The sequence below is a fragment of the Roseateles sp. GW835-FHT13E02 genome, assembly GCF_058794035.1.
Map to the genome: position 1 here is coordinate 197732 of NZ_JBXAGJ010000010.1, position 13069 is coordinate 210800.

The 13069-nt window shown below is 69.7% G+C and carries 11 protein-coding genes; 6 read left to right on the top strand and 5 right to left on the bottom strand.

All coding sequences use genetic code 11. From position 1 onward, the window contains the following. Nucleotides 1–53 precede the first annotated feature (53 nt). Nucleotides 54–377, bottom strand: a complete 324-nt coding sequence (locus AC1Q6P_RS12155) for a hypothetical protein (RefSeq protein WP_492703193.1) — start codon at nucleotides 375–377, stop codon at nucleotides 54–56. 394 nt (nucleotides 378–771) lie between these two features. Between AC1Q6P_RS12155 and AC1Q6P_RS12160 the strand changes: the two genes are divergently transcribed. Together AC1Q6P_RS12160 and AC1Q6P_RS12165 are read left to right on the top strand one after the other, a co-directional pair. Next, nucleotides 772–1608: a ChaN family lipoprotein gene (locus tag AC1Q6P_RS12160; protein WP_492665992.1), complete on the top strand. Its 837-nt coding sequence runs from the start codon at nucleotides 772–774 to the stop codon at nucleotides 1606–1608. Between the two features lie 144 nt (nucleotides 1609–1752). Beyond that, nucleotides 1753–2451, top strand: a complete 699-nt coding sequence (locus tag AC1Q6P_RS12165) for a glycine zipper 2TM domain-containing protein (protein ID WP_492665991.1) — start codon at nucleotides 1753–1755, stop codon at nucleotides 2449–2451. A gap of 16 nt (nucleotides 2452–2467) precedes the next feature. Here the strand turns inward: AC1Q6P_RS12165 and AC1Q6P_RS12170 are convergent, their stop codons facing one another. From AC1Q6P_RS12170 to AC1Q6P_RS12185, 4 genes are all read right to left on the bottom strand, one after another. Beyond that, a complete protein-coding gene (locus AC1Q6P_RS12170; RefSeq protein WP_271008011.1) occupies nucleotides 2468–3115 on the bottom strand; it encodes a Crp/Fnr family transcriptional regulator in 648 nt (215 codons plus the stop codon). Between the two features lie 66 nt (nucleotides 3116–3181). After that, complete coding sequence (locus AC1Q6P_RS12175) at nucleotides 3182–4519, bottom strand: ATP-binding protein (protein ID WP_492665990.1); 1338 nt, start codon at nucleotides 4517–4519, stop codon at nucleotides 3182–3184. 66 nt (nucleotides 4520–4585) lie between these two features. Further along, nucleotides 4586–5278, bottom strand: a complete 693-nt coding sequence (locus AC1Q6P_RS12180) for a response regulator (protein ID WP_492665989.1) — start codon at nucleotides 5276–5278, stop codon at nucleotides 4586–4588. A 74-nt stretch (nucleotides 5279–5352) separates the two neighbouring features. After that, entirely contained in the window at nucleotides 5353–6288 is a 936-nt protein-coding gene (locus AC1Q6P_RS12185; protein WP_492665988.1) for a GNAT family N-acetyltransferase, read from the bottom strand. A 73-nt stretch (nucleotides 6289–6361) separates the two neighbouring features. Between AC1Q6P_RS12185 and pyrF the strand changes: the two genes are divergently transcribed. From pyrF to AC1Q6P_RS12205, 4 genes are all read left to right on the top strand, one after another. Continuing rightward, on the top strand, nucleotides 6362–7210 hold the full coding sequence (gene pyrF, locus AC1Q6P_RS12190; RefSeq protein WP_492665987.1) for an orotidine-5'-phosphate decarboxylase: 849 nt from the start codon (nucleotides 6362–6364) through the stop codon (nucleotides 7208–7210). A gap of 183 nt (nucleotides 7211–7393) precedes the next feature. Further along, nucleotides 7394–10690 carry a PAS domain-containing hybrid sensor histidine kinase/response regulator gene (locus tag AC1Q6P_RS12195; RefSeq protein WP_492665986.1) on the top strand — a complete coding sequence of 1099 codons (3297 nt, stop codon included), beginning with the start codon at nucleotides 7394–7396 and terminating at the stop codon, nucleotides 10688–10690. A 43-nt stretch (nucleotides 10691–10733) separates the two neighbouring features. Then, entirely contained in the window at nucleotides 10734–11459 is a 726-nt protein-coding gene (ypfH, locus tag AC1Q6P_RS12200; RefSeq protein WP_102768502.1) for an esterase, read from the top strand. A 210-nt stretch (nucleotides 11460–11669) separates the two neighbouring features. Beyond that, nucleotides 11670–13069 (top strand): ankyrin repeat domain-containing protein (locus AC1Q6P_RS12205; protein ID WP_492665985.1); only part of this gene is annotated, 1400 nt, incomplete at its 3' end.

Genomic DNA, 13069 nt, shown 5'->3' on the forward strand with positions numbered 1-13069 from the left:
CGGAGACAGGGAACCCACGAAGCCCCCTGCAAACTTGGGATCTGTGCAGAGGCCTAGGAAATCCGGATCCGAAACTCGGATTCGATCTCCTGATCCGCTGCAGCGGGCACGCACTCGTAGGCGCGGATGGACTCCGCAATGGCACGGCGTAGGCTCTCGGGGCCCTTGCCTTCCACCGTGATCTGCTCGATGGCACCGTCGGCCTTCAACAGATACCTCGCCGTCATGAAGAACTCGCCGTTCGGCAGCCGCTTGTCGCTCAGCTGCGGCGGCGGTTTGACCGGGCAGCGCCCGGGCTCCAATTTGGATGGTGCCGCGCTGGTGAACGAGGACGCGCCGGCCAAAACCATGACCATGAAAAGTTCAAAGAATCTCATCTTTCTTTCTCTATCCTGCAATCTCGCTCCGCCAGGCGTTCCCACGGCGAAACTCATCCCTGAGATGAAGCCAGCATGGCGCCAGGCTCTCACAGGCATTTGAGCATGAGAACTTGGCTTCACTTGCGACCTAACGCCAATCCAGCCGCGCAGCCAGGCCAGTCTGCGGCCCTCGGTGACACCGGTGCCGATGTCGCGCCAACAGACCTGAGCCCTGATCCCGCGCGTGCAGCGCGAACTGAACGAGCCAGACCCTGAGCTATGCCGACCCGCGCTCCTTCCGCCGCGCCTTCAAGCGCTGGTCGGGCGAGCTGCCCACGGCGTTTCGTCAGGGTTGAGTGCGGCTCGCTCATGGCAAGATCAGCCCGCCTACCGTCTCAAGCCAAGGAACCCGATGAAAGCGCTGACCCTGACACTGAGCCTGCTGCTGCTCGCACTGAGTGGGCTGCACGCCGCCCCTGCCACCGCTGCGGACGCCCCGGCCACTTCGGCTCGCTTCATCCTGCTCGGCGAGGTGCATGACAACGCCGAGCAACACCGCCTGCGGGCGGCCTGGTTGGCCGAGTTGATGAAGGACGGGCGGCGCAGCACGGTCGTGTTCGAGCAGATCCCGGCCCAACGCACGCCCGCCCTGGCCAGCCTCCCGGCCGAAACGCGCCACGATGCCGAGGCCCTGGTGGAGCTGGCCCAGCTGGACAAGAAGAATTGGCGCTGGCCCCTGCACAAGCCGCTGTTTGAAGCCAGCCTGCAGGCCGGCGCCACGGTGGCCGGCGGCAACCTCAGCCGCGAGGAACTGCGCCCGCTGATGAAGGGCGTGTCGGCCGAAACCTGGCCGGCCGATTTGCGCCGCCTGCTGGAGCAGACGCCCTGGGGCGAAGCCCAGCAGAGCGCCATGATCCGCGCCATCGACGAAGGCCATTGCGGCGCCCTGCCTGCGGCCATGCAGGCCCCGATGGCCCTGGCCCAGCGCGCCCGCGATGCAGCCATGGCCCGCGCCATGCTGGCCGCGCGCGAGAGCGGCGCCGAACGCGTGGTCCTGATCGCCGGCAACGGCCATGTCGACCGCGAGCTCGGTGTGCCGCGCTACCTGGAAGCGGCCGGCGTGCCGGCGAGCGAGATCCGCACCATCGGCTATCTGGAGCAAGGCCAGGAAGGCCCGGGCCGCTTCGACAGCCGCGTGCTGACGACGCCGGCCGAGCGCGAGGACCCCTGCAAGTCGCTGCGGCGCTGAAGCCCAGCCTCAAGATCGGGACAGACGGTCACAGATCGTCAAACTCAGCGCACGCAAGCGCTACAGACCTGGCGGCCCGGGTTTCTGACAATTCCGTTCATCGACAACAGATCCATCCCGCGATCAGCAACGGAGACCGAAACCATGCACGCCTTGGCCACCACCCTCAGCCCCTTCCAGCGTAAGTTCAACAGCCGCCGCGCCCGCCCCGAGGCGCGCCCGCTGCAGCAGCTGCCGACCCTGGCCGAGCAAAGCATCGCCGAACGCAGCCCGGCCCAGAACATCGCCGCCAGCGCCCTGGCCCTGGGTTTGAGCGCCGTGCTGTTCGCCGGCCTGCCGGCCGAGGTGCGCGCCCAATCCCTGGGTCCGCAGGCGAACAGCAGCACCCTGGTGCGGGTGATCTCGTCCACCCCGAATCTGGAGCGCATCACCGAGACGCGCCAGCAATGCAGTTATGAGACCCAGCAGGTGGTGCAACCGCCCGTGGCCAGCCAGGCCGGCATGAGCGGCACCGGCGGCGCGGTGCTCGGCGCCCTGGCCGGCGGTCTGCTGGCCAGCCAGATCGGCAAGGGCAATGGCAAGCATGTGGCCATCGCCGCCGGCAGCGCCACCGGCGCCCTGATCGGCAAAAGCATGGCCGAACCCTCAGGCTCGACGGCGAACTATCCCAGCTACAGCCAGCAGCAGGTGCAGGTCTGCCGCCCGGTCAGCGTGCAGCGCGAGCAGGTGCGCGACTACACGGTGCGCTACGAGCACCAAGGTCAGGAGTACCAGGTGCAACTGCCTCAGCAACCAGGCCAGTGGCTCAAGCTGAACATCAGCCACACCGTTCAGCCCGTTTGAGGCGGATGTCCGGGGCTCACCAGCCCGGCGGCAGCTTCTTCAGCAGCACCATGCGCCGGCCCTGGCGCTCGATATAGCCGCCCTTGACCAGCTGCTGCAGGATGCGGCTGATCATCTCGCGCGAGGCGCCGACGCGCTCGGCAAGGTCCTGCTGGGTCAGCTTGTGCGGCACGACCAGGCGGCCGCTGACATCGGGCTCGGCCATTTCCTGCAGCAGCTTGGCCAGGCGGGAATAGACATCGTCCAGGGCCAGGCTCTTGACGCTGTCGGTCGAGCGGCGCAGCAGGGCGATCAGGTGGCGGATCAGGTGCAGGGCGAAATCGGGGTGCTGGCCCAGAAACTCGCGCATATCGGTGCCGCGCACCATCACGCACTTGACCGGCTCCAGGCATTGCACCGAGGCCGAGCGGCTGGAGCCGTCCAGGCTCAGCTCACCGAAGTACTCGCCCGGGCCCATGGTGTTGTAGACCACCTCGCGGCCCTTGCTGTCGGTGCCGAAGACCTTCACCCGGCCCGAGAGCAGGATGTAGAAGGCGTCGGTGGTGTCCCCCTCGCGCAGCAGGGTGCTGAGCGCCGGGAAGGCGCGCACATCGCCGCGCCGGGCGATTTCACGCAGCATTTCGTCCTTGATCACATCGGTGTAGGGCGTCAGTGTCAATGTCATGATGTCAGTGCTTGAGGTGAAAACTCGGTGCAAGAGCGCACGGGGCTCAGGGCTCGGGGTCAGTGGCTATTGTCCGTCAGGCCAGCGCATCAGCAAGCGAGCGCCGGCGAGGCTGGGGGCCTGTTGCATCAGCGCCTCACCGCCCAGGCCTTCGGCCACCCGCCGCACGATGGCCAGGCCCAGGCCGAAGCCGCGGCTGCCCCGCTCCTTGGGCCCGTCCAGACGCTTGAAGGGGGTGAACACGGCCTCGCGCAGCGCCTCGGGCACGCCTTCACCATCGTCGTCCACGGCCAGGCAAATGCGCCCCGCCTCGTCCTGCCAGGCCGAGAGGCAGATGCGCTCGCGGGCATGGCGGGCGGCATTGCGCAGGCCGTTGCGCAGGGCATAGGGCAGGAGCCGCGCATCGAAATGCAGGGCCTGCGGGCCGAGGCGGATGTCGGTGCTGAGCTGCTTGCCGTCCAGCAGCGGCGCCAGGCTGGCCGCTTCCTGCTGCAGCAGCGCCCCCAGATCGCCCGGCGTCTTGCTGACCTCCAGCGCCCCCATGTCCAGGCGGGCCAGCATCAGGCTGGCGTCGATCAGGGCATCGAGCTCGTCGATGTCGCGCTCGCAGGCCTGGACCGCCAGTTCGCGCCGGCCGGCATCGTCTTCGTCCACCAGGGCATCGATGGCAAAGCGCAGGCGGGCCAGCGGCGTGCGCAGCTCATGCGAGACCGCGCCGGTCAGCTCGCGCTGGGTGGCCAGGGCCGTGGCCAGGCGCTCCAGCGTGGCGCGGGCACCGGCGGCCAGCGGGGCGAAAAGGCGGCTCTCGGGCTCGCGGATGGTGATGTCAAAGCGGCCCGCTGTCATGCCCTCGGCCGCCAGCTGCAGGGCCCGCATGTCCCGCCAGACCGGGCGCAACAACCAGGCGGCCAAGGCAAACACTGCCAGGCCCAGCAGCACGGAGGCCGCCAATTGCAGCCAGAGCTCACGCGGCACCTGCAACTGCCCGGCCGGGTGGCCATCGGCATTCAGCGGCCCCAGGAGCAAGACCTGCCCCCCGGCCTCGTTCAGGCCCGGCAATGAAGCGTAGATGCGGCGATTGAAACCCTGCACCACCAGCTCGCCACGGCTCAAGATCACCAGATCCTCGGGCCGCAGGCCGGACGCGGGCACCAGGGTCACCGGATAGGCGAAGAGCTGGTCCAGCACCTGCACCCGGCGCGCGCGCTGTTCGGGCGCCAACGGAGCCAGCTCATGCTGCAGCATGTCCACGGTGCCGCGCATGAAACGGCGCACATAGTCATCGGTCACGCCGTCCACGGCCAGCATCAACAGCCCTTGCACCAGCAGGACCAGGGCCAGCACCGACACCCCCAGACCCAGGGCCACCCGGGTCATGGGCGAACGCATGCTCAGTGCAGGCATGGCCCGTCCAGCAGGGCGACCGAGACGGCGGATGCGGCAGGGGCGGTGGGCATGTCCGGCCTCGAATCAGTCGCGGGCGAACAGATAGCCCTGGCCGCGCACCGTCTTGATGCGCTCGGCGGCCTGCGGGTCGTCGCCAATCTTCTTGCGCAGGCGCGAGACGCGGGCATCGATGGCGCGGTCCAGACCGTCGAACTCCAGGCCGCGCAGGCCTTGCATGATGTCGTCGCGGCTGACCACCTGACCGGCCCGTTCGGCCAGGAAGAGCAGCAGCTCGTACTCGGCCGTGGTCAGATCGACCCGCTCGCCCGCGCGCAGCACATCGCGCGCCGCCGGGCGGATCAGCAACTCACCGAAGCGCAAGTCGGCGTCTTCGTCCGCCTCGCCGGCCGGCGCCACCTCGCGGCGCAGCAAGGCCTTGAGGCGGGCCAGCAGCACGCGCGGCGCCACCGGCTTGGTGATGTAGTCGTCGGCGCCGCCCTCCAGGCCCAGGACCTGATCGATGTCGTCATTGCGCGCGGTCAGCATGACGATGCGGCCATGGAAGACCGGCCGCACATCGCGCAGCACGTCGAAGCCGTCCTTGCCCGGCAGGTGTCCGTCCAGCAGCACCACATCGAAAGGCTGTTCGCGCATCAGGCGCTCGCCCTCGGGGCCGGTGGCGGCCAGGCTGACCTCGTAGCCGGCCTTGCGCAGGGCCTCGGCCACCAGCTCGGCCAGGCGTTCGTCGTCTTCCACAAGCAGGATGGAGGAGGCCATAGTTCGGAGGCTTCAGGGCAGGATGTCGTGAGAGCCCGAAGTGTAGCCAGCCCGCTGCGGCCGCTGGGGCGGGTTTAATCCCGGTCTTGCCAGGCGATGGCGGCAATCTTCCAGCGCCGACCGGGCTTGACCAGCTGCACGGTTTTCTCGCCGCCGCCCTCGAAGGCCTGGCCGTCCAGGATGCCGCTCTTGCGGTAACGCAGCCAGACCTGGGCCACGCGGCCACTGACCTGCACCTGCTGCTCGCTCACCCACTCGGAAAACTCCTGCAGGCGGCCACCCGGAGCCAGCATCTGCACGCGCGGCTCGACGAACTCGCGCACGCTCATGCGCTGCACGCCCGCCGGCTCACCGGGCAGGCTGGCGCGGCTGATCACCGCCTCGGGCAGGAAGAAGTAAGGCAGGGCGGCCAGCGGCGCATGGCGGCCGATGCGGTTGTCGAAGACGGCAAAGAAACGGGCCAGCAGATCGCGCACCTGCCCGTCCTCGCTCAGCCGGTTGGCTTCGCCGACGCCGTAGAGGTGGCTGTCCTCCGTGCTGTCACCCAGCGGGCCGGTGGACAGGCGCAGCATGCCGATGGCTTGCAGCACCCGGCCCGAGGCCTCGTTGAAGGTGGCCGTGGTGCCGAACAAGAGCGGCTCTCCCAGCACATCATGGGCATAGGCGCGGCAGGCCTGGGCGGCCTCGCGGGCGTAGCCGGCGCCTTCATAACGCGGCAGCAGGGCGTAGCCGATGTCGGGCGCCTGCAGATGGTCGCGCTGCAGCAGGCCGCACATGCCGACCACCACGCCGTCGCTGAGCCGCTCCATGGCCCAGAGGCCCAGGCCCTGGGGCCAGTACCAGTTGAAGAGCTTGGCCTCCATCCAGTCGCGTGCGGCGGCCAGGTCGTTGACGCCGGGGTCGCTGATATTGCGCTTCCAGCCCGCTTCGCTGATCTGCTCCAGCACGTAGTCCACATCGCTGGGTTCGAACCAGCGCAGACACAGCCTTTCCGTCTTCAAGACCCGCATGATTGGGCTCCCTGCTTGAAAAATTGGACAATATGCCACCCTGCCCTGCCCCCACCTCAAGGTCATAGCCCCCATGAACTTCATCCAGCAACTGCACGCCGCACAAACCCTGAACGACTCGCTGCTGTGTGTGGGGCTGGACCCGGAGCCGAGCAAGTTTCCGGGCGCCTGGAAGGGCGATGCCTCACGCATCTACGACTTCTGCGCCGCCATCGTCGACGCCACCAAGGACCTGGTGGTCTCCTTCAAGCCACAAATCGCCTACTTCGCCGCCCACCGCGCCGAGGACCAGCTCGAGCAGCTGATGGCCCACATCAAGCGCGTGGCGCCCAGCGTGCCCGTCATCCTCGACGCCAAGCGCGGCGACATCGGTTCCACCGCCGAGCAGTACGCCCGCGAGGCCTTCGAGCGCTACCAGGCCGATGCGGTGACGCTCTCGCCCTTCATGGGCTTCGACTCGATCGAACCCTATCTGCGCTACCGCGACAAGGGTGCCATCCTGCTCTGCCGCACCTCCAACCCAGGCGGCAGCGACTGGCAGAACCAGCGCCTGGCCGATGTGGCCGGCCAGCCGCGCCTGTACGAGCACCTGGCCCGTTTGGCTCAGACCGACTGGAACCAGAACGGCCAGCTGGGCCTGGTGGTGGGCGCCACCTACCCGGCCGAGATCGCCCGCGTGCGTGAGCTGGCACCGACCGTGCCCCTCTTGATCCCCGGTGTGGGCGCCCAGGGCGGCGATGCCGAGGCCACGGTCAAGGCCGGCTGGCGCGCCGGGGCCGGTGGCCGCGAAGGCCCGGGCGGCCCCATCATCGTCAGCAGCTCGCGCGCCGTGCTCTACGCCAGCGCCGGTGAGGACTTTGCCGCCGCCGCCCGCCGCGTGGCCCTGGCCACCCGCGAGACCCTGAACGCCGCGCGCCGCTGAGCCTCCCCCGCGCGACTTCCTGCACGCTGTTCGCACGCCCGTGGCCCGGCGGCGAAATAGCGCCGCTTTACCGGTGCAGTCCCGATGTTCAGCCCGCGCGGAGTCGGGGAGACTGCGGTGTTTGTCGGGGGCAGGCCCCGTCGTGTGCGGCACGTTTTCATGCCGCCAAGCCAGGGCGCAGACGTGAGCAGCAGCAGCGGTACCGATTCCCTCGATGATTTGAGCAGCCTGGTCGGCCAGGATCTGAGTCCGGCCGAGCAACAGGCCGCGATTGAACGCAAGGTGCGCTGGCATGCGGTGCGCCTGTTCCTGATGACCTGCGGGCTGATCATGCTGACCGGCTCCCTGGTCCTGATGCTGAGCCGGCCTGGCAACGAGCCCCTGCAAGGCCTGCTGCCACCGGCCGCCTGTTTTGTGCTGGGCAGCCTGAGCCTGCTGAGCCTGTGGAAGCTGCCGCGCCAGCATGGCCCCAAGGCCGTGGTGCTGCTGCTGTCGCTGGTGATCGGGGTGGCGGTGCTGATCGCCGTCTCGCGCGGCGTGGGCTTGTATTCCATCGCCATGGCCGTGGTCGGCCTGATCGCCGCCTTCGGCACCGGCATGCTGGGCCTGCGCATCGGCCTGGGCCTGAGTGCGCTGAGCCTGGCGGCCATCCTGGGCCTGGCCTGGGCCGAGTACCAGGGCTGGCCGGCCAGCACCGCCGCCATCGAGCCCCTGGGCACGCGCATCGCCATCCACTGCCTGCTCTTGTTCTCGGGCCTGCTGGTGGGTGTGGCGACCGAGCGCATGGTCAAGCGCTCAACCAAGGCGGCCAGCGACCGCAACGCCCGATTCCGCGGCCTGCTGAGCATGGCGGCCGACTGGTACTGGGAGATGAACCGCGACTACCGCTTCACCCACCTGGCCGAAGACAAGCCTGGCAGCTCGGGCCTGGACCTGCAGGCCCGCCTGGGCAAGACGCCCTGGGAGGTGGAGCAGATCGGCCTGAACGACGAGGACATGGACGCGCACCGCGCCGACCTCGAATCGCACCGCGCCTTCCACGGCCTGGTGGCGCGCCGCCGCGCCATCGATGGCAGCGTGCTGTACGTGTCGATCAGCGGCGAGCCGCGCTTCGATGCGCAGGGCAATTTCCGCGGCTACTGGGGCGTGGGCCGCGATGTCACCGCCGAAGTGCAGGCCGAGCAGGCCATCCACGCCACCGAGACCCGCTACCGCGAGCTGTTCCGCCGCTCGCCCAGCCCCCTGGTGCTGCACCGCTGGGGCCGGGTGCTGGACGCCAACCCGGCCGCCATGGCCATGTTCGGCTACACCCAGCGCTCGAGCATGATCGGGCAGGATCTGTTCTCGCATTACGAACCCGGCGATGACGAACGTGCCCGCCAGCGCGCCGCCAAGATCGAGGCCATGCCCGTGGGCGGCATGCTGCCCATGGCCGAGTTCCGCCTGCGCACCCTGTCGCGCCGCCACCGCCTGGTGCAGGCCACCAGCGTGCGCGTGGACGCCGCCAGCGGCCCGGCCACCCTGTCCTTCTTCATCGACCAGACCGAGCAATCGCGCGCCCAGGAGGCCCTGCGCCGCAGCGAGGGCCTGCTCTCGCATCTGGTGGCCACCAGCCCCGACGTCATCACCCTGACCGAGATCAGCTCGGGCCGCTACGCCATGGTCAACAAGACCTTCGAGCGGCTGAGCGGCTACAGCAGCGAAGAGGTGCTGGGCCGCAGCGCCGAGGAGTTGGGCATCTGGAAGAACCGCGCCGAGCGTGACCACATGCTGGAACTGCTGCGCAGCCAGGGCCGGGTTTCGGAACTGCCCGTCACCTTCGTCACCAAGTCCGGCGAGCCCCTGTCCATGCTGATGTCGGCCGCGCCCTTTGCGCTGGACGGCCAGCAGTACGTGGTCATCAACGCCCGCGACGTGACCGAGACCGAGCGCACCCGCCTGGTCCACCAGGCGATTCTGGAGAATGCATCGATCGGCATCTCGCTGACCCGCGAGCAGCATTTCATCCAGGCCAACCGCCTGATCGAAACCATGTTCGGCTGGCCGCCGGGCGGCCTGATCGGCCAGCATGGCAGCGTGGTCTGGCCCAGCGCCGAGGACTATGCCGCCGTCGGCCGCGACCTCGGCCCGCGCCTGGCCCTGGGCGAACAGGTCGAGACCGAGCGACCCATGCGCCGCCGCGACGGCAGCACATTCCTCTGCCGCCTGCTGGCCCGCGCGGTGGACCCCAACCACCCCAGCCGCGGCGGCACCATCTGGATCATGGAAGACGTGACCGAGCGCCGCCGCGTCGAAGCCGCCCTGGCCCAGGCCAAGGACGAAGCCCAGGCCGCCAGCCGCGCCAAGAGCGCCTTCCTGGCCAACACCAGCCACGAAATCCGCACGCCGTTGAACGGCCTGCTGGGCCTGGCCCGCATGCTGCAGCAGCCCGACCTGCCCGAGGCCACGCGGCGCGAGTACCTGGACCAGATGCTGGACAGCGCCGAAAGCCTCTCGGGCCTGATCTCCGACATCCTCGATCTGTCCAAGATCGAGGCCGGCCGCCTGACGCTGGAAGCCTCGCCTTTTGCCCTGCGCGACATGCTGTCCACCATGCGCATGGCCTACCTGACCCTGGCTCAAGCCCATGGCCTGGCCTTCAAGATCGACGTGGCGCCCGAGATCCCCGCCTGGGTGGTGGGCGACCAGGTGCGCATCCGCCAGATCCTCAGCAACTACCTGAGCAATGCGCTGAAGTTCACCGAGTCGGGCTCGGTGGCGGTGCGCGTCAGCACCCTGGACGGCGAGCGCGTGCGCATTGAGGTGAGCGACACCGGCCCCGGCATCGCCCCTGAGCTGCACGAGCGCCTGTTCGAAGCCTTCACGCAGGCCGATGAATCCACCACCCGCCGCTACGGCGGCACCGGCCTGGGGCTGTCCATCTGCCGCGAGCTGGCCACCCTGATGGGCGGTGTGGTCGGCGTCAACAGCCAGCTGGGCCAGGGCTCGACCTTCTGGGCCGAGCTGCCCCTGCCCGCCGCCCCCACCCCCATCAGCAGCCAGCCGCGCGAAGCGCGCGACAACCAGGACCTGCAAGGCCTGCGCGTGCTGATGGTGGAAGACCACCCGGTCAATATGATGATTGCCGTGGCCCAGCTGCAGCAATGGGGGCTGGAGGTCTCGCAGGCCAACGACGGCAGCCAGGCGGTGGAGGCCATCTTTGCCGCCGCCAGCATGGGCCGGCCGTTTGACGCCGTGCTGATGGATGTGCAGATGCCGGTGATGAGCGGCCACGAAGCCACCCGCCATGTGCGCCAGCGCTTCAGCGCCGAAGAGCTGCCCATCGTCGCCCTGACAGCGGCCGCACTCGTCTCCGAGCGCGACGAGGCCCTGGCCGCCGGCATGAACGATTTCCTGACCAAGCCGATCGACGCCCCCAAGCTGCGCGCCACCCTGGTGCGCCTGATCGGCCACAAGGACAACGACCAGACGCGTTCCTGAGCCGCCGCCGGGTAGCCGCGGAGCGAGGGACAATCGGCCCATCATGAGTACCCCGCAACGCTCCCAAGCCCTCGCCCTGCTGCCCGACAAAGGCCTGCCCGACCTGCTCTTCCTGCTGCTGCATGGCGCCGGGGGCGATGCCTCGCAGATGCGGCCCCTGGCCCAGGCCTTGCGCGGCCAGTACCCGCAGGCGGCCGTGGTGTCCATCAACGCACCCGAGGCCTTTGACCAGGTCACGGATGACGCGGCATCGGCACAAGGCCACCAGTGGTACTCACTGCAAGGTGCCAACGACGACAACCATGCCCAGCGCGTGGCCGAGGCCCTGCCGGGCTTCATCGCCACGGTGCGCGCCTGGGCCGAGCAGTTCGACATGGCCTGGGAGCGCGTGGCCCTGGCCGGCTTCTCGCAAGGCGCGGTGATGGCCCTGGAGGCCGTGCAGGCCGAACCACAACTGGCCGGCCGCGTGCTGGCCTTCTCGGGTGCTTACGCCACGCCGCCGGCCCATGCGCCGCAAGAGGTCAGCGTGCACATCCTGCATGGCCAGCGCGACCCGGTGCTGCCCTTCCAGGACCAGGTCACGGCCGCGCGCCGCCTGGTCCATCTGGGCGCCGATGTCACCGCCGATGTGCTGCCCGATCCCGGCCATGAGCTGCACGCCGAGCTGATCGAACGCGCCCTGCACCAGCTGCGCACCTTCGTGCCTGCACGCATGTGGCGCGAGGCCATGCAGGCCGCCGCTGACGAGGACGCCCAGCCCCGGCATTGAGCGCTGTAGCTGCGGCTGCGGCAGGAGCAAAAGGCCTGAGCCTCGTGGCACACTGGCCGCCACAGCGCCCGCCGGGGCGCTGCTGGATCCGCAGACAGGCCCGAGGCCACCCGGTGCGGCGTGAATCACGCCGGGCTTCAGCGTTCTGCATCCCCCTTTGTGCGGCCCGGTCGCGCGGATCACGGGCATGAACTCGCATGGAGGACAGCCTTGAACACCCCCCAAGCCCTGCGGCCCCAGCTCCCTGAGCAGGCCGATCTGCAGCAACTCAAACGCCGCGCGCGCGAACTGCTGCGCGCCTGGCAGGCCGGCGAGGCCGACAGCCTGGCGCGCGCCGCGCCCTATTTTCAGCACCCGAAGACGGGCCAAACGCCCAAGCTCAGCGCAGCCCAGCTGGTGATCGCGCGCGAGCTGGGTTTTGCCAGCTGGCCGGCCCTGCAGCGCGCGGTCATGGCGCAGACGCAAGCCCGGCAGCTCGACCAGGCCACCCTGATCACCCGCGCCCTGGCGCTGGCCCTGGGCCGCGGCTGGGACAGCCCGCAGCCGGAGCGTGCCCTGGCCTTGCTGCAAGCGGCCCGGGTGAAAGCCGGCGCCTGCCCGCCCGAGCTGCGCCCGGCCCTGGCCCTGGTGCAGGGCGATCTGAGCGCCCTCCCCAGCCTGCCCGCAGCGGCGCTGCGCCTGCCGCCCTTCGACGCACCGGCCCTGGCCTACGTCTGTTTCTCCAGCCTGCATCGCCTCGGCGAACCCTGGGCTGGACAGCTGCGGCAAAGCGCGCAGAGCCTGCTGGCCGGCACCCCGCGCGAAACGCTGAACCGCTTGCACATGCCGGACGAAGAGCCCGGCACTGGCACGCTGCTGCAACTGTCCCTGCTCTACGGTGCCATCGCCCGCGCGCGCAACCCCGAGCTGGCCGCGGCCCTGCTCGCCGCCGGCGCCGAGCCCAACGACGGGGAATCGCTGTACCACGCCTGCGAAGACCCCGAGCGCGGCCGGGCGGCGCAGCAGATCCAGCAACTCTGCGCCCACGGCGCGCGCTGGGCCGGCACCAGGGCCCTGTTGCGCCTGCTGGATTTCGAAGACCCCGAGGGCCTGGCCCTGGCGCTGAGCCTGGGCGCCGAGGTCAACGAGGCCGGGCCGCAAGGCGGCCACGCGCTGCACCACGCCTTGCGCCGGGGCCGCTCAACGGCCTGCCTGCGCCTGCTGCTCGATCAGGGCGCCGAGCTCTCGGCCCGCGACGCGCAAGGCCACACGCCCGCCACCCTGGCCGCCCTGCTGGGCGAATCCGCCGCGCTGGAGCTGCTGGCCGCCCGCGGCGCGCGGCCTGAGCTGCCCTCGGCGCGCGAGCGCTTTCTGGCCGCCTGCGCCGCCGCCGATGCGCACCAGGCGCGGGCCTTGCTTGAAGAACAGCCCGGGCTGCTGCAAAGCTTGAGCGCGCAGGCGCTGCGCTTGCTGCCCGACCAGGCGCAACGCCGCGCCCGGGACTCGGTGGCGCTGATGCTGTCTCTCGGCTGGCCGGTGGCCACACCCGGCGATTGGGAGGCCAGCGCCCTGAACCAGGCCGCCTTCAACGGCGATGCGGCCTTGATTCAGCGGCTGCTGGCGCATGGCGC